Annotated in this window: 21 protein-coding genes; 7 read left to right on the forward strand and 14 right to left on the reverse strand. The window is 62.2% G+C overall.

Annotated elements, in window-relative coordinates; genetic code table 11:
* Window positions 1-56 precede the first annotated feature (56 nt).
* From GGQ68_RS13335 to GGQ68_RS13350, 4 genes are all read left to right on the forward strand, one after another.
* Entirely contained in the window at window positions 57-5,312 is a 5,256-nt protein-coding gene (locus tag GGQ68_RS13335) for an Ig-like domain-containing protein (RefSeq protein WP_183966762.1), read from the forward strand.
* An 81-nt stretch (window positions 5,313-5,393) separates the two neighbouring features.
* Window positions 5,394-6,710 (forward strand): TolC family protein, encoded by a 1,317-nt coding sequence (locus GGQ68_RS13340; RefSeq protein ID WP_246429365.1) that lies wholly within the window; start codon window positions 5,394-5,396, stop codon window positions 6,708-6,710.
* 14 nt (window positions 6,711-6,724) lie between these two features.
* Window positions 6,725-8,884: an ATP-binding cassette domain-containing protein gene (locus GGQ68_RS13345; protein ID WP_183967020.1), complete on the forward strand. Its 2,160-nt coding sequence runs from the start codon at window positions 6,725-6,727 to the stop codon at window positions 8,882-8,884.
* Window positions 8,884-10,065, forward strand: coding sequence for an HlyD family type I secretion periplasmic adaptor subunit (locus tag GGQ68_RS13350; protein ID WP_183966778.1), 1,182 nt, complete (start codon window positions 8,884-8,886; stop codon window positions 10,063-10,065). The genes GGQ68_RS13345 and GGQ68_RS13350 overlap by 1 nt, the downstream gene beginning before the upstream one ends.
* Before the next feature lie 103 nt (window positions 10,066-10,168).
* Here GGQ68_RS13350 and dtd read toward each other — a convergent pair whose 3' ends face one another.
* The 3 genes from dtd to GGQ68_RS13365 all read right to left on the reverse strand — a co-directional run bounded on the left by dtd (window position 10,169) and on the right by GGQ68_RS13365 (window position 12,781).
* Window positions 10,169-10,612 carry a D-aminoacyl-tRNA deacylase gene (gene dtd, locus GGQ68_RS13355; protein WP_183966780.1) on the reverse strand — a complete coding sequence of 148 codons (444 nt, stop codon included), beginning with the start codon at window positions 10,610-10,612 and terminating at the stop codon, window positions 10,169-10,171.
* Entirely contained in the window at window positions 10,609-11,508 is a 900-nt protein-coding gene (locus GGQ68_RS13360; RefSeq protein WP_183966782.1) for a carbohydrate kinase family protein, read from the reverse strand. The genes dtd and GGQ68_RS13360 overlap by 4 nt, the downstream gene beginning before the upstream one ends.
* 139 nt (window positions 11,509-11,647) lie before the next feature.
* Complete coding sequence (locus tag GGQ68_RS13365; protein ID WP_183966784.1) at window positions 11,648-12,781, reverse strand: TFIIB-type zinc ribbon-containing protein; 1,134 nt, start codon at window positions 12,779-12,781, stop codon at window positions 11,648-11,650.
* 403 nt (window positions 12,782-13,184) lie between these two features.
* Here GGQ68_RS13365 and GGQ68_RS13370 point away from each other — a divergent pair, with 403 nt between their 5' ends.
* Complete coding sequence (locus tag GGQ68_RS13370) at window positions 13,185-13,718, forward strand: hypothetical protein (protein ID WP_246429366.1); 534 nt, start codon at window positions 13,185-13,187, stop codon at window positions 13,716-13,718.
* A 57-nt stretch (window positions 13,719-13,775) separates the two neighbouring features.
* Here GGQ68_RS13370 and GGQ68_RS13375 read toward each other — a convergent pair whose 3' ends face one another.
* The 7 genes from GGQ68_RS13375 to GGQ68_RS13405 form a co-directional block, all read right to left on the reverse strand.
* Window positions 13,776-14,891 (reverse strand): SPFH domain-containing protein, encoded by a 1,116-nt coding sequence (locus tag GGQ68_RS13375; protein ID WP_183966788.1) that lies wholly within the window; start codon window positions 14,889-14,891, stop codon window positions 13,776-13,778.
* A 28-nt stretch (window positions 14,892-14,919) separates the two neighbouring features.
* On the reverse strand, window positions 14,920-15,909 hold the full coding sequence (locus GGQ68_RS13380; RefSeq protein WP_183966790.1) for a DUF2927 domain-containing protein: 990 nt from the start codon (window positions 15,907-15,909) through the stop codon (window positions 14,920-14,922).
* Window position 15,910: 1 nt separating this feature from the next.
* Window positions 15,911-17,107, reverse strand: coding sequence for a toxic anion resistance protein (locus GGQ68_RS13385; RefSeq protein WP_183966791.1), 1,197 nt, complete (start codon window positions 17,105-17,107; stop codon window positions 15,911-15,913).
* 26 nt (window positions 17,108-17,133) lie between these two features.
* Complete coding sequence (locus GGQ68_RS13390; protein WP_183966792.1) at window positions 17,134-18,036, reverse strand: 5-bromo-4-chloroindolyl phosphate hydrolysis family protein; 903 nt, start codon at window positions 18,034-18,036, stop codon at window positions 17,134-17,136.
* 234 nt (window positions 18,037-18,270) lie between these two features.
* Complete coding sequence (locus GGQ68_RS13395; protein ID WP_183966794.1) at window positions 18,271-19,116, reverse strand: hypothetical protein; 846 nt, start codon at window positions 19,114-19,116, stop codon at window positions 18,271-18,273.
* 5 nt (window positions 19,117-19,121) lie between these two features.
* Window positions 19,122-19,322, reverse strand: coding sequence for a hypothetical protein (locus GGQ68_RS13400; RefSeq protein ID WP_183966796.1), 201 nt, complete (start codon window positions 19,320-19,322; stop codon window positions 19,122-19,124).
* 104 nt (window positions 19,323-19,426) lie between these two features.
* A complete protein-coding gene (locus GGQ68_RS13405) occupies window positions 19,427-20,548 on the reverse strand; it encodes a pseudouridine synthase (RefSeq protein WP_183966798.1) in 1,122 nt (373 codons plus the stop codon).
* Between the two features lie 75 nt (window positions 20,549-20,623).
* On the opposite strand from GGQ68_RS13405, the gene GGQ68_RS13410 reads away from it, so the two are divergent.
* Window positions 20,624-21,073 (forward strand): nucleoside deaminase, encoded by a 450-nt coding sequence (locus tag GGQ68_RS13410; RefSeq protein ID WP_183966800.1) that lies wholly within the window; start codon window positions 20,624-20,626, stop codon window positions 21,071-21,073.
* On the forward strand, window positions 21,073-21,618 hold the full coding sequence (locus tag GGQ68_RS13415) for a pseudouridine synthase (RefSeq protein WP_183966802.1): 546 nt from the start codon (window positions 21,073-21,075) through the stop codon (window positions 21,616-21,618). Before GGQ68_RS13410 ends, GGQ68_RS13415 begins: the two co-directional genes overlap by 1 nt.
* A gap of 15 nt (window positions 21,619-21,633) precedes the next feature.
* On the opposite strand, the gene hemF is transcribed toward GGQ68_RS13415, so the two are convergent.
* The 4 genes from hemF to clpS form a co-directional block, all read right to left on the reverse strand.
* Window positions 21,634-22,524, reverse strand: a complete 891-nt coding sequence (gene hemF, locus GGQ68_RS13420) for an oxygen-dependent coproporphyrinogen oxidase (RefSeq protein ID WP_183966804.1) — start codon at window positions 22,522-22,524, stop codon at window positions 21,634-21,636.
* Window positions 22,525-22,687: 163 nt separating this feature from the next.
* Window positions 22,688-23,488: an SDR family NAD(P)-dependent oxidoreductase gene (locus tag GGQ68_RS13425; protein WP_183966806.1), complete on the reverse strand. Its 801-nt coding sequence runs from the start codon at window positions 23,486-23,488 to the stop codon at window positions 22,688-22,690.
* A gap of 40 nt (window positions 23,489-23,528) precedes the next feature.
* Window positions 23,529-24,512, reverse strand: a complete 984-nt coding sequence (locus GGQ68_RS13430; RefSeq protein ID WP_183966808.1) for a class I SAM-dependent methyltransferase — start codon at window positions 24,510-24,512, stop codon at window positions 23,529-23,531.
* A 35-nt stretch (window positions 24,513-24,547) separates the two neighbouring features.
* Window positions 24,548-24,898, reverse strand: a complete 351-nt coding sequence (clpS, locus tag GGQ68_RS13435; protein ID WP_425502978.1) for an ATP-dependent Clp protease adapter ClpS — start codon at window positions 24,896-24,898, stop codon at window positions 24,548-24,550.
* Between the last annotated feature and the right edge of the window lie 70 nt (window positions 24,899-24,968).

Raw genomic sequence — 24,968 nt, forward strand, 5'->3', positions numbered from 1 at the left:
CAAAAAGCCTGCCGCATAAAAAACAAGGCGGGCACAGAGGTTAGAGTGGTGTATTCATGAACGCGATTGATTTCGTGATCCGTACCGGTGCGGGTACGGTGGAGCGTGGTTCTGTGGGCGGTGAAGGGCAGGAATTTCTGCTGGATGCCGGATACGGAAACGATATTTCCCTGAATTTGAGCCAGATGGACCTGAGCGGCTATGACCGCGCAGACAATGACCTGTTGATCACTCTGGCCGATGGCCGGGTGATCGTGCTGGAGAATTATTTCAGCGAGGGTGCGCTGGGCGCGGCGAACAGCCGGTTGTTTCTCAGCGCCAATGGCGAGTTGAACGAGGTCAGCTTTGTTGAGGCCGAAGGCGGCGCATTGTTCGCGCAATACGGCCCGACGGAGACGTGGGGTAAGTGGAGCCCCTCGGACGAGCTTATCTTCATCAACGATCCTGAGGTCATGCCGCAGGTTGCAGGCGAGTACGAAGAAGAAGAAGTGGGCATGGCCGCAGCGCTGCCTCTCTTGGGTCTTGGTGGCGGTGCGATGGCCAGCGGCGCTGGTGCGCTGCTGGGGCTGCCACTGTTGGTCGGCGGTAAAGGCGACGGCGGCGGCTCTGGTGGAGGCGATTGGACCGCTCCGACCGTAGACAATGCGGACGCCACCCACGGCGTCAGCGGCAATGACGACGCTGTCCTGGTCATCACCGGCACGGCAGAGCCGGGCTCGACCGTAGAGATCGTGATCGGTGACAGCACGGCTGTCGGGACGTCCGGGGACGACGGCACATGGGAAGTGGTCTTCGAAGAGGGCAGCTTCCCTGGTGATGGTACGTACGACGATGTGCCCGTGACCGTGACCGACCCGAACGGCACTGTGACGGATCTGGACGGCCCGTCGTACAATATCGATACCACGCCTCCGGCCATCGAGATTGCCGAGGGCACGGTTTCCTTGGGCGATGTCGAGAATGCCGCGGAATTTCAGGACGGTGTGACCGTTGGCGGCACTGGCGAAGCGGGCGCAGAGCTGACCATCACCGTCGGCGACTACACCGAGACGCAGACCATCGCCGAAGACGGGACATGGTCCTTTACCTTTGACGAAACGGTCTTTGCCGAGGGTGAATATACCACCGACATTACGCTGACAGCGACCGATGCGATGGGCAACACCACCGTCGTCACCGATGCCGTGCGCGTCGACACCGTCAATACCGTGTCGCTGGACAACGCGCCGCTGACCGGGGACAACCTGATTTCGGCCGAGGAACTGGACGCGGGCGTGACCTTGACCGGCACAACGCAATCCGGCGCCGAAGTCGTCGTGACCATTGAGGGTGTGTCCCAAAGCTTGGTTGCGGGCACTGATGGTGCGTGGAGCGTGACATTCTCTTCCACCGATCTGGCGGACGGGACCTATGACACCACGGCGGAAATCACCTCCACCGATGATGCGGGCAACGTCACCACCATCACGCATGGCTTCTCTGTCGATACGGACCTGGGCCTGACCATCGACACCGACACCTTTGCGGGTGACGGCGTGGTGAATGCAGCGGAATTTGCCTCTGACGTGACCCTGACCGGCACGGGTGAAGCGGGCGCGACCGTGGTCGTTGCCTCTGGTGCAAACGCGCTGGGCACCGCCACCGTGGCGGCGGATGGCACCTGGTCCATCGTTTTTGACCCGACATTGCTGGACGGTGGTCCGGGCGATGCGGATCTGGGGTACACCGGGACGATCACCGCGACGGCAACTGACGCGGCGAGCAACGTCACGACGACCTCTGGCCAGGTCACTGTGGACACCAATACCTCCGTTATCGGGATGTTTGACGACGGCGACCAGATCATCAACGCGGCCGAGCGTGCGGATGGTGTAAGCCTGAGCGGGGCAGCAGAGCCGGGCGCGGCCATCTCGGTGGTCGTGGCGGGGGAAACCCTGACCACCACGGCACTGGCCGATGGCACATGGTCGGTGAATATCGCCGCCGCTCTGATTCCCACCGGCGAGACAACCCTGACCGCAGAGGTCACGGCAACGGATCTGGCGGGCAACAGCGCCTCTGCCAGCATCAACGTCGCCGTGGACACGACTGTCTTTGTCGATATGGATGCCTCGGCGGTCGAAGGCGACGGCACGGTCAACGCCTCCGAGCGGGCCGATGGCGTGCAGTTGAGCGGCACCACCGAGGCGGGCGCTTCGGTTGTCGTCACGGTCGGTGGCACTGCCTATGAGGCCACCGTCACCGATGGCACATGGTCGGTGACCGTTCCTGCAAACGCAGTACCGCAGGGCGAAACCAGCATGACCGTGGGCGTTGCGGCGACGGATGTCGCTGGCAACACCGCGACGGAATCCTACGCTGTCGACATCGACACCACGACGGCGGTTTCGCTCAACACGGGCATCGTCGCCGGGGATGGCACTGTCAACGCTGCAGAATATGCCAGCAGCGTAACGCTGACCGGCGCGGGTGAAGCAGGCTCGACCATCGTCGTTACCTCGGGCTTCAACACGCTGGGCACGACCACTGTGGCCGCAAACGGCACCTGGTCCATCGCCTTCAGCCCCTCGCTGATCGACGGCGGGCCGGGTCACTCTGAATTGGGCTATTCCGGCACCATCACCGCGACGGCCACAGACCTTGCCGGCAATACCTCGTCTTCGTCCGGGACGGTCGCGGTGGACACCAACACCACCGTCTTGGGCTTCTTCGAGGACAGCGATCAGATCATCAACGCGGCCGAGCGTGCCGACGGGGTGACCCTGAGCGGCACCTCCGAGGCGGGCGCGGCGATTTCTGTCGTGGTCGCGGGCGTCAGCATGAGCACCACGGCACTGGCCGATGGCTCTTGGTCTGTTGATGTGCCGGCGGCGATTGTGCCGACGGGCGAAACCACCATGACCGCCGCTGTGAGCGCCACCGATCCGGCAGGCAACACCAGCGCGGCAAACATCAGCATCGCGATCGACACGATCACCAACGTCGGCATGGACCCGTCCACTGTCGAAGGCGATGGCACCGTGAACGCGGCGGAACGCGCGGATGGTCTGCAACTGACCGGCACGACCGAGGCGGGCGCCTCTGTGGTGGTTGCGGTCGGCGGCGCGGAATACAACGCGGTCGTCACCGGACAGACGTGGTCGATCACAATCCCCGCAGCCAACGTGCCGCAGGGAGAGACCAGCCTGAGCGTCGGCGTCACGGCCACGGATAAAGCAGGCAACACCGACAGCAACGTCTATGCGGTCGACATCGACACGACGACCTTTGTCACTGTCCCGACCGATACGGTCGAGGGTGAAGGGGTGGTCAACGCGGCCGAACGCTCTGACGGGGTTGTGCTGAATGGCACGGCAGAGCCGGGCGCAAGCGTGACCGTCACCATGGCGGGTGTCACCCATGACGCCACCGTCATGGCAAATGGCAGCTGGACCGTGAAGTTCGCCGCATCGGAAATCCCGACCGGCGAGCAGACCGTGACAGTGACAGCCAACGCCATCGACCCGGCGGGCAACGCTGAAACGGCCTCCAGCACGATCGACGTTGACACGCTGGTGCGCAACTTCGGCATCACATCCACGCCCGGCGGCGCGGATGGTGTCGTCAACGCGGCCGAGGCAAGCTCCGGTCTGGAGCTGACCGGCACCACGGAACCCGGCGGTGCGGTTCAGCTGACGCTGAACGGCCACACGGTCACAGCTTCGGTGGCGGCGGACGGGTCGTGGACGGCGCGTTTCAGTGCCAGCCAACTGCCCTCCGGCGAAGTGACCACCACTCTGACGGCGGTCACCACTGATCTGGCAGGCAACACCGACACCCTGACCCAAAACGTCGTGATCGACACGGATGCGGGCAGATTGACCATATCCCCCGATCCGGTTGAGGGCGATGATGTCGTCAACATGGTCGAAGCCTCTGACGGTGTGGTGCTGACCGGCACGTCCGATCCGGGGCAATGGGTCGACGTGACCATGAACGGTGTCAGCCACACTGTTCTGACCGATGCCACCGGCACCTGGGTCGCGCCGTTCTCGGGGTCCGAGATCGCACCAGGCACCTATGATGCCGCCATCACGGCGACCATCACCGACAGCGCTGGCAACACGCTGACCCGGACAGACAGCGTGCATGTGGACACCGAAGTTCTGAACTTCGCCGCATCCGGTGATCCGGTGGAGACGGACAATGTCATCAACGCTGACGAGGCCTCTGATGGGTTCAGCCTGAGCGGCACGACCGAAGCGGGGGCCACGGTGACCGTGACCTTCGAAGGCGTGACCCAGACGGCCACGGTGGCCGCGAATGGCAGCTGGACGGTCAACTTTGCAGCGTCGGATATCCCGTCGGGTGAGATGAACACGTCGGCGACCGTGGACACCACCGACATCGCGGGCAACACCGCGACGACCACGGTGAACTTTGCCATCGACACCTATGTGAATGCGCTGTCCATGGACAGCAACGCCACGGGTGATGGCGTGGTGAACGCAGCAGAGGCACAGGCGGGGATCACCCTGACCGGCGATGTGGAGCCGGGTTCCACAGTGTCGGTCACGCTGGGTGGTGTGGTGCATACGGCCGTGGTCGCAGCGTCCGGCGCGTGGAGCGTGGACATCCCGTCCTCCTCCATCCCGACGGGCACGCTGGACACACCGGTGACCATTGCGGCGACCGATGCGGCGGGCAACACCGACAGCATCAGCCAGACGCTGAGCATCGACACCGAGGCCTCCGAGACGCTGAGCTGGACCGGCTACGGACGCTCTGGCGGCGGTGTGGCGCAGGTCTGGACCGAGGCGACGGATGACGCGATGTTCCTTGGCCAGGTGGACAATCCGTCTGGTTCGGCAAGCGTGTCCGAGGTGAATATCGCGAACACCGTCGAGTCCGGGAACGATGCTTACCTGTTCCTTGATGCGCCGGTGGCCGATGGCACGCACCTTGTGCTGGCGTCGACCGATGCGGCGGGCAACACCTCCGGGGCCTACCTCGTGACGGACGATCCCTCCACGAACCAGGTACAGATGTCTGACGATATCGCCAGTGCGCTGCGGGTCTACAACGTCGACACCATCGATCTGCACTTTGCCGAAGATTCCAACCTGACCCTCACCGAGTCGCAGATCGCGGAACTGTCCGCGACCTCTGACACTGTGGCGATCCGGGGCGGGGCCGACGACAGCATCACGATTGACGGTGCCGTGGCCGGAGGCACCCATTCCGAAGGTGGTGTGAATTACAACGTCTTCACCCTTGGTGATACGACGGTGCTGATTGAAGACGATATTACCAACATCACTACGGTCGTTTAACGATTATTTTCCGGAGGCCCGGATCAACCGGGCCCCGGATCCCGCGGCAATACATTTTCGCGCCATAACGGGGATATGACTATGAGCAAGAGCAGGCAAAGCTTGGGCATGATCGCTATTCTGGCGCTTCTGCCGGGCTGTATGAGCGATTTGGGAGAGACGGTCTCGCGGTTTCGCGGATCGGAGGCCACGGCGCCGACCGGCACCGGGCCGGTGCAAAAAGCCGTTGTGAAACCATCGGACGCGTCGGAACTGATCCATGCGCTGCAGACGCGGCCAACGGTGATCATTTCAGGCACGCCCTATGCACAGGTTGCCGACGCGGTGATCGCATCCGACACCCGTGTGGCGGCTGCGGAGTTGCGTGTGGCGCAGTTGCGGGCCGAGGCCGCGCAAAAGAACTGGATGCCGCGCATCGGGCCGAACATCTCGCTGACATCGCTTGGCGATGTGGTGGCGCAACTGGTCATCAACCAAGTGCTTTTTGACAACGGGCGCAAAGTGGCGGAACGCGATCTGGCCAAGGCCAACGTGGAACGGGCGGCCGTTCAGCTGGTCGAGGACGGCAACAGCCGCGTTTATGATGCGCTGTCGCTGTATGTGACGGCTGAGGAAAACCGTGATCTGGCGACACATTTGAACCGCGCCTACGACGACATGGCGCGATTTGAGTGGGTGATGCAACAGAGGGTGCAGGGCGGCGTGTCGGACATGTCCAACCTCAATGTTGTGCAACAAAAACTGGCGTCGATCCGTGCGCGATCCGGGGAGGCCCAGGAGGCCGCGTCTACCGCCTTGGCGGAGCTGAACGCCATGTCCGCACGGCCCCTGTCCGACTTGCGTGGTCTTGGCCAGGTGCGCGATGCCGAAGCGGGTGAGCCGCTCGGCGTGCTGCGCGCGCGGGCAGAGCGGGAGCAGGCCATGGCAGAGGCACGCATCGCCCGCGCCAGCCATTTGCCGGGCCTCGCCGCCAATGGGTCGATTGATCGTGATGGTACGATGGGGGGTGGTCTTGAAGTGACCACCGACACGCTGTTCGGCTTGGGCACAATGGCCGAGTTCAAGGCGATCGAGGCCACCAAGGAAACCGCCGATCGCAGAGTCGCCGAGTCCCGTGAAATCGCCGCGCGTCACATCGCCAGTCAGCAATCGAAGCTGACAGCTTACCGCCGCCAGGCCGAAGAGGCGATTGGCCTGCGGCAAGCGGCGAAACAAAACCTTGAGCTGTTCCAGCGCCAATTTGAAGGCGGCCAGCGTCAGGTGATGGATGTGGTCGGCACCTACGAGACCTTTGCCCGGGCGCTCGAAACCGAGATCCAGCTGAAGTACAAAGCCGCCCGTGCGGAGCTTGAACTGTCACGCCTGCGGGGCGCGTTGGCGGAGGGAGCTTCGATTTGAGCCAAGTCCTGCAGATGGCTGCTGCGGTCCGCAAGGCGGTTCCGAAGTCCAGCACGAAGACCTCCAAGTTTTCACAGAAAGCGACGTCGCGCGCGGACCTGATCCGCGTGCTGGCGGGGCGGATGGGGGTCGAGGCCAAGGCGACAGACATCCTTGAAGCGCTGTCGCAAAACGCCGGCTGCGATGACAGTTACGACGCGTTTGCCTTGCGCATGGGCGCCGAGGCCGCTGGTCTGCTGGCCTTGGAAGACGAGCCGGACAAGTTGGTTCCCGACCTGTGGCCCGCCATCGCGGTCATGTCCAATGGCCAGGCGGTTCTGGTGTTGAGCCAGGACGCAGGCGAGCTGATGATCTATGACACCACCACGGTGTCACGTCAGTCCGAAGTGAGCGTGGCTGAGTTTGGGCGTTACTTCAGCGGGCAGTTGATCCGGGCCGAGGCGCCGGTGTCACTCCTGGCGGAAACCCATGCGCAGGTTGATCGTGAAAAGCACTGGTTCTGGGGGCAGTTCGGCAGATTTTCCAAGCAGTTCGGCGAAGTCGCCCTCGGCTCTTTCGTGGCAAACCTGTTGGCCGTGTCCGTGGCGCTGTTTTCCTTGCAGGTCTATGACCGGGTGATCCCGCACCAGTCCGAGGCAACGCTTTGGGTGTTGGCCGCAGGCGCCGGTTTGGCGCTGCTGCTGGAGGCGTTCTTGAAAGTTGCGCGCTCGCAATTGCTGGATGGGGCAGGGCGCCAGATTGAACTTGGCGTGCAGAACCTGCTGATGAAGCGGCTTCTGGGCATGCGGTCTGATCTGCCGGGCCGGTCGCCCGCGCAATTGTTCAGCTCCATGCGGGAGTTCGGGTCGGTCAGGGAGTTCTTTACCGCCTCCACGGCCGGGGCGCTGGCGGATATACCTTTTATCTTCGTCTTCTTGCTGCTGGTCTGGTCCATTGCCGGGTCTGTCGTCTGGGTGCTGATCATCGGCGGTGTCCTTATGGTCGTGCCGGGCCTGTTGATGCAGCGCAAGATGATCCGCCTGACACAGGAAATGCAGGGCGCCTCAACCAAGATGTCGCGTCTGCTGCAAGAGGCCGTGGTCGAACTGGACACGATCAAAACGCAGCGCGCCGAGGATCGTTTTGTTCGTTTGTGGGAAGAGCTGACAGCCGTTCAGGCGCTCAAATCGTCGGACCAGCGCAAGCTGGCAGCGAGCCTGGGCTTCTGGTCCCAAGGGATGCAGCAGGCGACGTATGTGGCGGCAGTCATCACCGGCACATACCTTGTGTTTGCCGGTGACTTCACCGTCGGCAGCATCATCGCCGTGGGTATCCTGTGTTCGCGGACACTGGCCCCGCTGACGCAGCTGTCGGGTATCATGGCGCGCTGGGGCAACGTGAAGTCCGCGCTCGATGGGTTGGACAAGATCGCGCATGTGCCGCAGGATCGTTCCGCGGCGCGGACGTATCTGCGGCGGGAACGGTTCGAGGGCAAGTTCGAGCTGGACGCCGTGACCTACCGTTATGATCCCGAAGGCGCTGCGGTGCTGGATCTCAAGGGGCTGCAGATCCTGCCGGGGCAGGTGCTGGCCGTGCTCGGCGCGAATGGGTCCGGGAAATCGACGTTGCTGAAAATGCTGACCGGGCTGTATGCCCCTGCCTCCGGCAAGATGCTGATTGACGGCACCGAGATGACGCAGATCGAGCCAAAGGATCTGCGACGCGGTATCGGCTATCTTGGCCAGGACGTGCGTCTGTTTCACGGCACGCTGCGCGACAACATGAACCTGTCCTTGCTGGAGCGCGATGACGACCGATTGATGGAGGCGCTCGATTTCGCAGGCCTCGGGCCATATGTGCGGGCACATCCCAAGGGCCTGGACCTCGACATTCACGATGGGGGGGAAGGGCTGTCTGTCGGGCAGCGTCAATCCATCGGCTGGGCAAGGCTTTGGTTGCAGGATCCTCAGATCTGCTTGCTGGACGAACCAACCGCCGCGCTGGATCAGACGCTGGAAAAGGCGCTTATCACGCGGTTGGAAACATGGCTGGCCGGGCGCACTGCGGTCATTGCAACGCACCGGGTCCCGATCCTGCAACTGGCGACGCGGACAATGATCCTCGCCCACGGGCGCATGGCCGTGGACGGGCCGCGCGATCAGGTTCTGGCGCATCTGCGCAAGGGAGCCGCGTGATGGCAATATCGTCGACCAACCTGCAACGGCAGTTGTCAGGACGGATGCGCGGGCCGTCGATGACCATCTGGCTGTGCGCGATTACGGTCTGGTGCTTCATCATCTGGGCATCCATGGCCTGGCTGGATGAGATCGTGCGGGGCGATGGCGAAATCATCTCCTCCTCTCGTCCGCAGATCATTCAGAACCTCGAAGGCGGAATCCTGTCGGAACTGATGGTCAAGGAAGGCGACGAGGTGCTGCGTGGCGATACACTGGCGCGTCTGCAGGGGATCCAGTTTCAGTCGTCGGTGGACGACCTGAACGACCAGATCACCGCGCTTGAAATCCGGCGTTTGCGGCTTGAGGCCGAACTGGCGGGGGCCTCGGTTGTCGATGTGCCAGAGGCCTTGCGGGAGCGTCTGCCAAATATGGTCGCGTCGGAGCAATCTCTGCTGGCGGCACGGCAGTCAGACTATTACTCGCGCCGTGCTGGTGCGCAGAAGGTGCTGGACCAGGCGGCGGAAGAGCTTTCTCTGCTGGAGAACCTCCTCGACAAGAAGGTCGTGGCGCTGATCGAGGTAACCCGCGCCCGCAAGGCCGATGCGGATGCGCGGAAAAAATACGATGAGATCGTGACGCAGACCGAACTGGGCCGGGCCGAGGAATATTCCGAGACGCTCAAGGAGCTTGCGACGCTGAAGCAGAACCTCAAGAGCTCAGTCGATCAGCTGAACCGCACGGTGCTGACCTCCCCCATGCATGGCGTGGTGAACAAGTTGTCGGTCACCACCATCGGCGGCGTGGTGCGCCCGGGTGAAGAGATCATGCAGATCATCCCTGTGGATGAGGAGCTGTTCGTCGAAGCGAAAGTGCGTCCCGAGGATATCGCCAACATTCGCCCCGGCCAGGAAGCGACGATCAAGCTGTCAGCCTACGACTACACGATCTACGGAACGCTGAAAGGGCGGGTGGATGTGATCTCTGCCGATACGTTCAAGGACGAACAGCGCCCGGAAATGCCGCCGCACTACAAGGTGACGGTGCGGGTGGATCTGACGTCGCTGACCGATCGTCAGGTGAGCATGGCGATCCGACCGGGGATGCAGGCGCAGGCAGAGTTGCACACGGGAGAGAAGACGGTGCTGCAGTACCTCTTGAAACCGCTGTACAAATCGCGGGAGGCCTTCCGCGAACCGTGATCCGAATGAGCGCTGGCGCGCGCTTCGTTTCTCGTTCGCCCGCCTTTGGCGGTCTCCTCGGGTCTGCGGCGCGCAAATATCTCGCGGTGCAGACCTGCGGCGATCAGGCGTCAGTATCCATCCAGATTGTCACGGGGCCATCGTTGGTCAGGCTGACCTGCATGTCCGCGCCAAAGCGGCCATTGGCCGTCTGAATGCCCTGCGCCGCGACCTTTTGGGTAAAGTAGGTATAAAGCGCTTCGCCTTCTGCTGGCGGGGCCGCCGCAGAGAAGCCGGGGCGGTTGCCGCGTGAAGTATCGGCTGCCAACGTGAATTGGCTGACGATAAGGGCGCCGCCGCCCGTGTCCAGCAGGGAGCGGTTCATGCGTCCCTCGTCGTCTTTGAAAATGCGAAGTTTGGCAATCTTGGCAGCCAGTTTGTCGGCCTGTGCCTCTGTGTCGCCCTGCATGGCGCAGATCAGGATCAGAACGCCCGGGCCGATCTGGCCGACGGCCGTGCCGTCTATATCGACACGGGCTTCTGTAACACGCTGGACAAGGGCTCTCACAGCTCGGTGCTCCACGGTGGGTTGGCGCCTGCGCGGCTGACTGTGATCGCGGCCGCCTGAACGCCGAGTTCTGCGGCGTCTGTGAGATCTGCGAGCCAAGCGGCGGCGAGTTTTTCGCGGCTGAGCAGCCCTGCGCGATCGAGACCGGCAAGGAAGCCCGCGTTAAAGGTGTCGCCAGCGCCAACGGTGTCGACGACCGTGACCTTATGGGCGGCAACGCGTTGTGTGCCTTCGCGTGACACCATATCCACGCCATCGGCCCCGCGGGTCACGAGCACCAGCGCGCAGCCGTTCTTGAGCAGGGCTTCGGGCGTGGTGCCGAGCCAGTCCATGTCCTCGTCCGAGATTTTTACGATGTCGGCGCGGTTCAGCATCTTATCGAGGCGCGTGCGGTAGCGGGCTTCGTCGGTGATGAAGCCGGGGCGGATGTTCGGATCAATCATGATCACGCGGTCGTCGGCCTGAGCGCACAGGGCGGCGTAGGTATCGGCGGCGGGCTCACCGACGAGGGAAATACCGCCAAAAAACAAAGCCTTGATCGTATCGGTGAGATTCGGGAGATCTCCCGGTGCGAGCAGTCGCCCAGCGGTGTTTTCGTCGTAGAACGCGTATTTGGCGTGACCGTCCACCAGCGTAACGAATGCCAGTGTCGTGGGCTTGTCGGATCGGGGGCAGAGGCTGTGGTCGACCTTCGAGGCGGTGAGCGTTTCGGCAAGGATCTGACCGAAAAGATCATTCGAGATGCCGCCGAAATAGCCCGATGAGGCGCCAAGCCGACCGAGTGCAATGGCGGTGTTCATCACCGCGCCGCCTGCGTAGGGAGCAAAGGCCACTTCTCCCGCAGCAGTGGTGCGCGGGAGCATATCGATCAGAGCTTCGCCACAACAGAGGATCATCGCAAACCGTCCTTGAATGAGAATGTTTGCGCTATCTATCAGAAATTGTCCCTGTGTAGAAAGGGAATATTGCGCGCGTTAACTTTTGCAATGTGTCGCGCGACCATAGCCTGGGCGACACAGGTTGAAATTCGGTTACTCAGCCGCCCTTCGCATAGAAATATCCAATGACGCCGGCCACGAGCAAGCCGAGGATCACGGCAAACGCGATTTTCCACGCGGACCAAGGGCGTTCGCCCTGCACCCGGCCAGTCCGCCCGTTAACTACAAAACGATAGCTTTTGCCCTGGTACTTGTAAGCGGCCAGCCAGACCGGCAGCAGGACATGCTTGAAAGTGATGTCGGACACATCGGTGTCGATGCGGTTGATCCTCTGGCGATCGCCGCCGATGTCAAATTTCACGTCACGTTCGATCTGGCGGTCCATTTTTTGACGCGCTTCGACAAAGCCTTCGTCAAGGTCGACCTGATAGCCTTCGGCCCGAAAACCCGCAAGAAATTCAGGGCGATAGGGCTCCATCGCGGAGAGGTCCCAAGGCTCCAGCGCATCCGTGAATTTCTTCGGCAGAGCCTTGGAGGCCAGAACCAGCACGTCGTCGAAGAAGCGCGAGACCCGGCCTGATGCGGATCTCCAGCGGACCTTTTGCACCTGCACGGTTTGTGGTTTCCCGTCGCGCATCACGGTCCTTGATTCATAGTAAACCGTGCCGCGCGCGCCTGTGTAGGCGGAGCGCGTTTTGGCATCGAAGGTCCAGTACGGGACGTAAATGCCCTGCATCTTGCGGCCTTTGCGGGCGTATTCCTGAAGGCCGTTAGGTGCAAACCAGAGGCGACCGAGCCAGTCGTTCATCGCGGCGCGGCCCGCGCTTTCGTCCAGAGAAAAAGGCAGCAATCCCCGTGGCTTGATGTGCCTGTGCATTCCGGTGTCGGTGACAACGGGCGTGGCGCAGAAGGGACATTCCGTGGCGTGTACATCCGGGTCAAATTCGACCTGCGCGGCACAGTTGGGACAGGTGGTGACGCGGATCTCTTCCATCTCCTGCAAGGGGAGGAGGTTCTTCAGGGCCGCGTCGAAGTCGAGCTCTTTGATGCCGCCTTCCCACGGGCCGGTTTGCTCAACCACGTCCCGTGTCGATCCACAGAAGTCGCAGATCAGCATATTTCTTTCAGGATCAAAGCGGTAGTCGGCACCACACTGGTCACAAGGGAAGCGGTGTTCTTCGGTCGCAGTGGGATGTGCCGTCGTGGGCGCGGGCGGCGGCGTGTCGGTCATGAAAGGCGTGCTCCGGTGCGCTGTCAGGTTTCCGGCATCCTAAGCGGTGAGGCGCGGAGCGAAAGAGGTAAACCGGCGTTCAGGATCGGCTTTTGTTAAGGCTGCGTCCGCTGAGATGAACGCGGCGTGCGGTGGCAGATGTTGTTGGGGGTGAAGGACGAAACCCCAACAGCGGAAGAATTTGGTAACAGATGTTATCTGTTTGGAAGGTGTGAACCGACCGGTTTGGGCCTGAAATCCGGTCGGATGTTAACCTTGCAGACGTGATCTTGCATGACCTAACGTCAATTCGTCTTAACCTTTGAACTATTGGCATGGCGCAAACCCGCGTAGAGGCGCCTTGCCGGCTTGTGGTCGGTGTCTGGGCGCGTAGGTTGTGTGCGTATCGACGGGGGGCATGGGAATGAGACTGATCTGCTTGGCAATGGTGGTTGCGCCGATGATGGCGCAGGCCGACGAAGTGTCCTGGCATTTTGCCTGGAACGGCAACGGTGGCTACGCGGTACGTGGCGGAATGTCCTATGAAACAACCGCAATCAACGGGCCATTGGTCACCGGGTCCGATGTGTCATGTTTTTTCATCGAGGGCACCCGGAACGGCGAGACCATTGGTCAGTGGGGCCTTGCTCTGCTGAATGAAGAGACCTGGTGGAGACTTTATTTCGATCCGGTTGCCGAGGCGTTCCTTGTCGAAGGCATGGGCGTGGACATGCCGCAGGCGTGGAACATGGACGGCTTCGGAACAAGCTGTGGCGCGGGCGGTTTCGGCTTTAACATCGGCTCTGCGGCGCAGGACATCTGCATTGACGAGCAGCTGATCGTTGAAAGCCAGGTGGACCCCTACACGCCACTGTCGGCGGTGCGTGATGATGCCCTCGCGTTCCCGAGCTACGCCTGTGAAGGTCCGTCGCTGCTGAGCCGTTTGGAACTGGACTAGCGGCTGAGAGGGCGATGCGCCCCCGGCCTTATGTCTTGCTGGTGAACTGGCGGCGGATCACATCGGCGGTGGGGGCGGCGGCATCACGGTGAAAAGCTGCGCCAGTTCCGTGACCTCGCCGGCCTTCTTCCAGCCGTCCTGACCCGGTGTCCAGACGTTGGTGTCACGGTCGAAGTCGCCACTCGTGACCATCTTGCCGAGATCCGCCTTGGAAAACGGTCCGGTGGTCTGACCGGCCTTGGCAAGGTGCCAGACATGTTCCACCGGCGGCGGGGGAGGCGGAGGCGGCGCACTGGCCGCGGGCTGTTGCGGGCGCTGGCCCCACGGGCCGGGTTGCGCCATTTGCTGTGCCATATTCATGCCCATGCCAGCCCCAAAGCCCATGCCCATCGATTGATCCATCGCACCACCCTGGCCCATGGCCTCGGCGGCTTTCCACTTCATGTGATCGTCGAGATTGCCCGCCAGACCGCGCGAGGTCCGGGCATCCAGCGCCTTTTCCACTGCCGGCGGGAGAGAGATGTTCTCGATGTAAAGTTCGGGCAGCGACAGGCCGTAGGCGGCGATGGTGGGGTCGATGGCCTTGGCAATCAAGTCACTGACCTCGCTCACATTGGCGGCCATGTCGAGCACGGGAATGCCGCTTTGCGCGATCGCCTTGGAGAACGCCTGCACGATGATATTGCGGATCTGAAAGGTGACTTCGTCCGTGGTGAATTCGCCGTCGGTGCCGACGATCTCGGTCATGAACAGCGCCGGGTCCGCGACCTTGATCGCGTAGGTGCCAAAGGCCCGGATGCGCGTCGGACCAAATTCCGGGTCGCGCAGCATGATCGGGTTCTTGGTCCCCCACTTCAGGTTGGTGAAGCGGTTGGTGTTGACGAAGTAGATCTCGGACTTGAACGGACTTTGAAAGCCGTGGTCCCAGTGTTGCAGCGACGTCATGATCGGCATGTTGTTGGTTTCCAACATGTACAGGCCGGGGGTGAAGACATCGGCCATCTGCCCTTCGTGCACGAACACGGCGGCCTGGCCCTCGCGGACGGTCAGCTTGGCGCCGTATTTGATCTCGTGGCCTTCGCGTTCAAAGCGCCAGACGAGCGTGTCACGTGTGTCGTCCGTCCAATGGATGACGTCGATAAACTGACCTTTGAGAAAATCCCAGATCGGCATGAAAAATCTCCTTCCCTGAAATCTTTGCTTAACTTGGCGTGTCGTTGCCCGTGAGCGCGGCGGCTTTGCGACGGACGATGGGCAGCGCGTCCTCGGCGGACATGCCCGGTGTCAGTGCCGGATCGTAAAGGATCTGTAGCAAAAGCTCGTCGTGGCGGGTGAGCAGCGCAAATTCGTCGTCGTCGTTAAAGATCGTCGGACGTGCCTGGGGGCTGTCGTTGGTCAGTCCCAAGCCCTGGGCGATTTCCTCGTGCACACAGGAGCGCCGCATCAGTTCGGGGTGTTCGGACCGGATCACGGCGATGGCGTTGCCGTAGTCGTAGCCGCCGTTTTCCGTGGCAAAGGCAACCACCAGACAATGAATGCCGCGAGGGAGGTTGCGGAACAGGTTCAGGGCCGTGGGGTTCACGCCGGGAACGATTTCGCGGATGCGATCCGCGACCAGCGCGTGATCGTCCTGCGCGGTGAAAATAACGTGAAAGTTCGGGTTCTGATCCGAGACCATGATCGGATGGCCCGTGATGCCGCCCAGACGCTTGGCGTATTGGCTGACCTGAGCCTCGTCCCATGCGCGCTGATCGCTTGGCACGTTGGGCGTGAATTCGGTGGTCATCCGCACCGGCTGGGTCCATTTTTTCACCGCAGAGGTGGCATTCGCGCCGGAGGGACGCAGCCCCTGACCGCGCACGTATTCCTCTTCCAGCGCGATGGCCATGAAGTGCCGGACCAGCATCGTGTCGGTGAAGGGCGAATCCGGACCGCCGCCGTCGGTGCGCAGCAGGCCCTGGGCCAACAGATCTGCCTGAACGCGCCGGTAATAGGCGGCCATCGGGCGGCTGGCTGCTGTCTCCTGAATCGTCAGGTCGGGCGTCGCGGCTGGCGGTGGCGTGGCCACCGTCGCCGGACGCGTCTGTGGGCTGACGGCTGTCTCACGAGGAGCAAGCGTCGAGGTCTCGCAGGCGGCGAGCGCCGCGAGGCTGGTCAGGGCCAGCGCGCGGAGCAGATGGGGCGTCGTCATGTCAGGACGGCACCGAGGTCGCGGCCATGTCGCCTGTGCCGGTTTTTGCGGCCTTCGCGGAGGCAAGGGTGTCGCGCAGATCTTGTTCCATCTTGATCAGCTCTTCCTCTGCCTTGGCGCGGCGGGCCTTGCCCTCGTCTGCGATGCGCATGGAATCCTCAATCGTGCCGATAAGGTCCGCGTTCGCCTGCTTGACCGCTTCGATATCGAAGACGCCGCGCTCCATCTCTTCGCGGATCATGGCGTTGCTGTCGCGCAGGTTGGAGGCGTTGGAGGTCAGCAGCTCGTTGGTCAGGTCGTTGGCATCGCGCACGGCGGCAGCAGCCTGTTTGGACCGTTGGAGGGTGACGGCCTGCGCCAATTGTGTTTCCCACAGCGGCACGGTGTTCACGAGTGTTGAATTGATCTTTGTCACCAGTGACTTGTCGTTTTCCTGCACCAGTCGGATCGACGGCAACGACTGCATCGTGACCTGACGGGTCAGCTTCAGGTCGTGCACGCGGCGTTCCAGATCATCGCGGGCACCGCGCAGGTCGCGGAGTTCCTGGGCCTTCATGACCTGCTCGCCTTCGGGGGCGTTCTGGACTTCGTTGTCCTTGGCAGGGATGGCGATGCTGTCCAGTTCCTGCAGCTTTTCCTCACCCGCCGCGATGTACAGCGCCAGTTCGTCATAGAATTGCAGGGTCTTTTCATACAGCAGATCGAGCGACTTGATGTCCTTGAGCAGCGCGTGCTCGTGCTTCAGAAGATCCTCGGTCACCCGGTCGATCTGGCCTTGCACCTCTTCGTAGCGCGCGGTGAATTTCGCGAAGGGGGCGGCGCGGCCGATCAGTTTTTCCCACCACGAGCGATCACGGCGCACGTCCAGCTCCGAGACAGAAAAGCCCCGGATCGTGGTGACGATACCGCGCAGACTGTCTCCTGCGGGGCCCACGTCCTTGTTGCGCACATCCGTCAGCATCGCCTGCGAGATGGTCTGCAGCTCCGCCTGTGCTGCAGAGCCAAAGGAGACGATGGACTGCGTATCGTGCATGTCGATTTCATCCATGCGCGCGCGGATTTCTTCGGAGGTTTCCGAGGTCGCGTCTTTCATGGGAACGATGGCATTGGCCTCCTTCGGCTCCGGCAGAACTGTGGCGTTCACTTCGTCAACCATCTGGAGCGTCTGTTCAGCGCCTTGGCGCACGTTCTCGGACATTGGGAAAATTCCTCATTTCGTAAAAATCAACGCATCTCGCGATCAAGATGAACGCCCTCGCGCTGCAAACGATCCCGCAGCACGTCAATTTCAATCGTCAGATCGGTGTTGTCTTCCAACAGCAGCTTGCGATGTTTCTGATCAAAGCTGTCTTCGAGATCGGTCAGCAGCATCATGAAGTCGCTCTTTGCTTGGCGATCCTGACTTCGGGCGTAGATATCAGCGAATTTGATCGCCGCATCCTTGGCCCCCATCAGGTAGACGCCCAGATATCTGCGCGCAGCGGTCAGGTCGCGGGGATCTTCTTCGACGGTGCGGATCATCTCGCGCACCTTCAGGGCGAAGCGGTCCACGCGGGCCTCGACAGTGCGGTCGTCCGCGCGTTTGACGGCGTCGATCATGTCGGCGAGGTGCCTTTCGGCCTCATCGATAACGCGGGCCACGCGGTCCTGTTGGAACGTGTCGATGCCTTCCATGCCCTTGTTGGTCATCGGGTCGATGCCGAACGCGCCGATGTGCAGCGCCGTTGCGACGACACCGTAAATCGCCGGAACCACGAGCCCAACGGAAGATGTCCACGCGGCCAAGGCTGCCCCGACGCCACACAGCGCAGCGGCAAACAGTTTGCGCGGGATGGCGGGGCGGCGGGCGATCTTGCGGTCGTTGTAGGCTGCCTCGGCATTCATGCCGTCGCGCAACAGCCATGCACCGAGCACCAGCGATCCCGCCCCGAGCAAACCCATGGCCATATCCACTGGCGCTTCGTTGATCGAGGTAAACGCCAGGATCAGACCGGGGATGAACATGACGTTCGACCGGGCACCCGCGGGCGCGACCCTGGCGCCTTTATACGCGGGGCGATCGTCTTGATCCACCGCAGATTGCGAGCCGCCGTCAGGGCTGTATTTGCCGCCGAACCGTCTGGCCATGCTTACAGCCCCCCGAGCCAGCCGGTGGTTACTCCAAACAGGAGCATAAGCAGCAGCACGAAGCTGATTTTCTGCAAGGCTTTTCCGGACATGCGTGCCCCTTGGCGTTTCACTCTATGCGTGAAACTTAGGGGCTAAATGCTGCACTTGCTAGGGGCAACCGTTTGAGGACTGCGTCGCTCGCACGAATTCTGGATTCATTGCCGCGTGTCGGGGCAGGGGTGTCCTGTGCGATCACGCGGCGGTGTTGCTGGGCATCCGGTTAAGGAGGATGTCAGCCTCAACCTCGAAGGCGTCCTTGTCGCCGCGCACGCGGATCTTGCGGGCGCTGGTTTCAAAACTCTCAGTCATGACCTCAAGTTTTGCAATGTAGCGACGGCGGGCAAAAGCCGAGCTTTCCCGCGCATTTCCCATGCACAGCCGGTTCGATTCCGCGTCCAACAGGCTGATGAATTTATCCATCGGGCGCTGCAGCCTCAGCACAGATTCCGGGTCACGGGTGAAGCTGCGCAACAGGCGCATGACCAGGTGGCGCGCGGCCTCTGTCCGGCGGGTCAGTTCCGCGTCTTCGAGCATGGCAATGCGGTCAGCGATCTGCGTCAGCGCGTGTTCCGTGCGCTCCGTTGCGATCTGCGCTTGCAGGCCCGTGTCAGGGGAGGCGGTTGCGAGGGGAACCTTGTCGCGGAGCGGGTCGGTTCCGAAGGCGGCATTGCCGAGGCCGACGGCCATCCCGCCGATTATCAACGGCACAAGAATGCTGTCAAAGTGGTGCCCTGCCAGAAGCGTGACCAGCAGGCCCAGGAGCACTTCGCCAAGGATTTTGCGCGGAATGCGCGGCGCGCGCGCGCCGGGGGTGTTGGTGTAGGCATAATGTCGGCGTTGGCCTGTGGCGATCAGGCGAATGGCAACGCACAGCAGCCACAGTTGCATAAAGGCCGTCGCCACATCGGAAAATGTTCCCTCGAAGAACCAAGCTATCAATGGAAGGGCGGCGATGAGCAGGATGTTCAGGCCGGAGTCGATTTCCGCCTCGGATGGGGGCGTTTCCATGTTTCGGTTGTGCAGCAGTGCGCGTGGCATGACAGTCACCCCCAGAAGCTCAGCGTAAAGATCAAAAGCCACAGCAAGGCGAAGGCCGTGCGTCGTGTCAGCTCTCCCTTGTCGAGGAAGCGCTTCGTGCTGACTCGCAGCATCTCGTAGGTGTCCTGAACAACAGAACGGAGATTTGCCAGCACCATCAGTGCGGATCCGAAAAGGATAAGAAGGGCGAGTGTCGTGGTCATCATGAGGCTTAACCTGCGGACCAAACCGGGCGAAAACGCGGCGGTCAGCGGGAAAAACCTTGAATTCGTAAATGGAGGGTTAACGCTCCACAAAAAATTTATGAATATCAGTTACCCGATGAGCGCCCTTTGCCCGCCCCGCGAGAGGGCCCCTTGCCACCGGGTTTTGGCCCCTTGTTGAAAGGCTTTCCGCCCGGCTTGTTGGGTTTTCCGAACGACTTGCCGGCGCCGGCAGGTCGATCACCGGGTTTGCCAAAGCTCTTGCCTGCCCCCGTCGGACGATCGCCGGGCTTGCCTGCGCCTTTGCCATAAGGTTTGCCGGACGCGCCGCGCGCGTTTTCCGGGAGGCTGTCGTCGCGCACTACGCCACGGCGCACCGGCGGACCACGGCGACCGGCAGGCTTGGTGCTGCGGGCCTCTTGTGCGACGGGGGCGTCCGGACGTGGCTTGCGATTGCGCGTCACACGAGGTTTGCTTGGCGCCTCGGGTTCCGGCGTGTCGGGCATGCCGAGCTGATCGCGCAGGATCTTGCGGCGGATTTCCTGAACTTCGCCTTCCTTCAGCTGGCCCAACTGGAATGGTCCATAGGAGACACGGATCAGGCGGTTCACGTTCAGGCCAATGTCCAGCATGGCGCGGCGAATCTCGCGGTTCTTGCCCTCGCGCAGGCCGACGGTGAGCCAAGCGTTGGCACCTTGCTGGCGGTCGAGAGACACGATCATCGGCTGAAAAGACTGCCCATCCACGGTGATCCCCTCGCGCAGTGGCTGCAGATCCGCATCGGTCGGGCGCCCATTGACGCGCACGCGATAGCGCCGCAGCCAGCCGGTCGACGGCAGTTCCAGCTTGCGCTTCACCCCGCCGTCATTGGTCAGCAAAAGCAACCCTTCGGAATTCAGGTCAAGCCGACCCACGGACATGACGCGCGGCAGATCCTCCGGCAGATCGTCAAAGATCGTCCTGCGGCCCTGCTCGTCCTTGGTGGTCGTCACGAGGCCGGTGGGCTTGTGATACATCCACAGGCGCGCCTCGTCGGCGGCTTCCAGTGGGGTGTCATCCACTGTGATCCGGTCGGTGTCGGTGACATTCAACGCGGGCGAAGTCACGGTTTCACCGTTCACGGTGACGCGGCCTTCTTCGATCATGCGTTCGGCTTCGCGGCGGCTGGCGCGGCCGGCGCGGGCGATGACCTTAGCGATTCGGTCTCCGGGAGGGGTCTTGTTATCCATTTTGATCCCATAGCGCGCGAAGGGGGGCGGGGGGAAGCGGCTTTCCCACCTGCGACGCGCAAGGTACAAGGCGCAATGAGCTTTCGGTCTTATATGGATGAGGCGCTGAGCATGGCGCGCGAGGCCGGTGCACGTGGCGAAGTGCCGGTGGGTGCGGTGGTTGTGTCGCCATCAGGGGACGTCGTGGCGCGCGATGGCAACCGCACGCGGGAGCTGTGCGACCCCACCGCACATGCGGAGGTGCTGGTCCTGCGCGCGGCTTGTGCCGCCCTCGGGTCGGATCGCCTGCCCGGGCATGATCTGTATGTCACGCTGGAGCCGTGCCCCATGTGCGCGGCGGCGATCTCCTTTGCGCGGATCGGGCGGGTGTATTATGGCGCGTCGGACCCGAAATCGGGGGGCGTCGAACGCGGCGCGCGGGTGTTTTCCCAGCCGCAGTGCCATCATGTGCCCGAGGTTTATGACGGCATATCGGCGGAGCCCGCAGCCGCGCTGTTGCGTGATTTTTTCAAGGAGCGACGGTGATGGCGCGTGTGATTTTGCTGAACAAACCTTTCGGGATGTTGTCGCAATTTACCGACAAGAGCACCGAAGGATCTGCGCGCCCGACCTTGAGCGACGTGGTCAAGGTGCCCGGCGTCTACCCCGCTGGCCGATTGGACCGCGATTCAGAAGGGCTTTTGGTGCTGACAGATGACGGCAGGCTTCAGGCGCGCATCGCCTCGCCCAAGTTCAAACAGCCTAAGACCTATCTTGTGCAGGTCGAAGGCACGCCAGATGCCGCGCAGTTGCAGGCGTTGCGCGACGGCGTGACACTCAAGGATGGCAAAACGCTGCCCGCCACCTGCGAGCAGATCGACCAGCCCGACCTATGGGAGCGTGATCCGCCGGTGCGATACCGCAAGACTGTGGCCGATTCGTGGATCTCCCTGACGATCCGCGAGGGCAAGAACCGCCAGGTGCGGCGCATGACGGCCCATGTGGGCCTGCCTTGCCTGCGGTTGGTGCGCTGGTCTGTGGGGGATTGGGCGGTTGAAGGACTGGCCCCCGGCGCGTGGCGCGAGGGCTGAAGGTCATACCCCGGCTCAGACCCATTTCGCCAGGGGCGGCAGGCTCATGAGAACCGCATTTGCGTCATGCCCTGTGGCGAGGCCGAATTTCGTGCCTCGGTCGTAGACAAGATTGTACTCGGCATAAAGCCCGCGGTGGATCAGCTGCACATCCTTGTCGGCGTCGTCACAGGGCTGCACACGGCGCTTTTCCACCAATGGCAGGTAGGCGGGCAGGAAAGCGCGGCCAATGTCCTGTGTCAGGGCGAAATCCGCCTCCCAGTCGCCCGTATTGCGGTCGTCCATGAAGATGCCGCCGACGCCACGCGCGCGCTTGCGATGGGGGATGTAGAAGTATTCGTCCGCCCATGCCTTCAATTCCGGATAAAGGTCCTCGCCATGCGGATCGAGGTGGGTCTTCTGCGTGGCATGGAAATGCGCAGTGTCGTCGTCGTACTCAATGCAAGGGTTCAGGTCGGAACCGCCGCCAAACCACCATGCGCCGGGCGTCCAGAACATGCGCGTGTTCATGTGCACCGCCGGACATTGCGGGTTCTGCATATGCGCCACGAGAGAAATGCCCGAGGCCCAGAACCGTGGGTCCGCTTCGATCCCCGGCACCCCCCGCGCGGCCATTGCCTTCTGCGCAGGCGTTCCAAGCGTGCCGTAGACGGTGGACACGTTGACGCCAACCTTCTCGAACACGCGCCCGCCGCGCATCACGCTCATCAAGCCGCCGCCGGCGTCGGACCCATCGTCTGCATGACGCTTTGTCTGCGTGACCTCGAACCGACCGGGTGCATCTTCGGAAAACGGGCCTGTGTCGTGGCTGTCTTCCAACGCCTCGAAGGCCTCGACGATCTGATCACGCAGCGCGCGGAACCAATCGCTGGCGCGTTGCTTTTCGGTGTCCATCATGTCGCTCATGGCTGAGGCTCCTCCGTCCCGTTTCGGCGCGCAGCCTAGTGGCGTCACCGGACAGGGGCAATGTGTCGTCGATGCTGCGCGGCTGTCTTCATTGGTTTGAAAAAGACTCTGCGGGTTTCGAGGCAAAGCCCACATCGGGTTGCCTCGTCGCCGCGAGGCGACGTCAATGAATAGGAGCGGCCACCGGATCCAGGAGCGAGCGGCCCCCGTCGACGGTCATCACCTGTCCGGTCATGAAGCCAGAGCCGTCGGAGGCCAGGAACTGTACGGTTTCCGCCAGCTCCTTCGCTGCGGCAATGCGGCCCAGCGGCGTGTGTGCCTCGATCAGCGAACGCAGCTCTTTGTTTTCCTTCAGGACTTGCTTCAGGCTGGTGGACATCACCGATCCAAATGCCACCGCATTCACGCGAATGCGTTCCGGCGCCAAGGCCACCGCAAAGGAGCGCGTCATCTGATCCATGGCCGCACAGCTTACCGAGTAGGCCAGCAAATTCGGGTGCGTGCGGCGGGCGGCGATGGAAGACAGGTTGACGATGGCTCCGACCTGCCCTTCGGTCTGCCCTTCGGCTTGTTTGATCATACGTTTGGCGACCATCTGAGATAGCCTGTAGGCGTTCGACAGGTTCTGACTGAGCATTGTGTCCAGAGTGTCATCTTCCGGATCCAGCGGATCGGACGGCAACACCTGCCGCGACCCGTTGATCAGAATGTCGACCCGGTCATAGGAATCCAGCGTTGCCGAAAGCAGGTTGGCCATGGTCAGCCGTTCGCGCAGGTCGCCCGCGAAGTACTTGATGTTGCCGTCTTCATCGACCTTGTCACACTCTTTGCAGAGCTTTTCCTCGTCCATGTCGGCGAGCATGACATTCGCACCTTTTTCAGCGAAGTGCCGCGCGATGGCGAGACCCACCCCGGTTGCGGCACCTGTGACGATGGCGGTCTTGCCTTCGATAGAGAAGCTCATGAACGATTCCCTGATGGTTTAAGGGGCACCCTAGCGCGGCTCACCGACGAGGGCGAGACGGCCGCGAGGCATGCAGCAGTTTGAAACGATTGTCGCCGCCGACTTCGGAAACTTCCTTGAAGTTCTCGCCAAGCGCGTTTTCGTAAGGAAGGTGCCGGTTGGCCACCATCCAGAGGTGGCCGTGCGGGGCCAGCATTCCGGCGGCGGAGGCGATAAAGGCACGCCCCAACGCGGGGTCTGCCTTGCGGCCCACATGGAACGGAGGGTTCATCACCACCACATCCAGCTTTGCCGGAGGCGTCCAGCTGGTGGCATCGGCCCAATGGAATGCGGCACGGGGATCGGTGACATTCTTACGGGCGCAGTCGAGCGCGGCGTGATCCGCTTCCACCAGATGCAGGGATTTGACACCTTCGTGGCGCAGCACCTCGCGCGACAGCCAGCCCCAGCCCGCGCCGAGATCCGCCATGTTGCCTTTGAACGTTTCGGGCAGTGCGGCGGCCAGTGCGACGGAGGCCGGGTCCGGCGCATCGGCGGAGAACACGCCGGGCGCAACCCAATCGCCATGGGCGTTTTGTGTCATGGCCGGGCGGGCCCAGTCGGACAGCGCGTCGCCTGGTTTCAGCCAGAGGCATTTGCCATGCGCCTTCGACACCTGCCCATCCAGGGAGGCGCGCTGTTTCACGGCTTTCATAATGGATTCGATGCCGTCGGTCTTGGCGCCGTCGATCACCAGCAGCGGAGCATGGGCGGCGGCCTGTGCGATGCGTGCCTCTGCCAGATCGCGGGCGCGGGGCAGGGTGACGATGGCGGCGGCATAGTCGCCGTCCGGCGCGGTCTGAACCGCAATGCCGCGGTTCTTCCAGGCTTCAAACGCGACCGCATCGGGTTGGATCACGGTGATCTGCGTCGGGTCCAGTCCGTCCAGCGGCGCATCCGCGGGGGCGCCGAACAGCGCAACAGGACCGTCTGGAAGGACAAGGCCACCCTGTTCGATGGCATGAAGGATGCGTTCGGAACTCATGGCGTTAGGCCCCAGTGGTTATGAAAACCCCGGCCCTATTCCTTTTCCATGGTGCACTGCAAGGGGTGCTGGTGCCTGCGGGCGAAGTCCATCACCTGTCCGACCTTGGTTTCCGCGATTTCGTGGCTGAAAACGCCCACAACTGCGACGCCCTTTTTGTGTACGGTCAGCATGATTTCGAACGCTTGTGCGTGCGTCATGCCAAAAAACCGTTCCAGCACGTGAACGACGAATTCCATCGGCGTGTAATCATCATTGAGCAGGAGCACCTTATACAGCGGCGGTTTTTTGGTCCGCGGCTTGGTGTCGACGACGACACCTGCGTCGCCTTCGCCATCGTCGGGCGCGTTTCCTGCCATTGTCCAAGTCAAGGTGGATTGCATCATGAGCGGTCTTGCTTTGCGTTTCCGGAATAGGCCTCATTATATAGCGGGACGAGCCGTGGCGAAAAGGGGT

This window comes from Sagittula marina (assembly GCF_014196795.1).
GTDB lineage: Bacteria > Pseudomonadota > Alphaproteobacteria > Rhodobacterales > Rhodobacteraceae > Sagittula > Sagittula marina.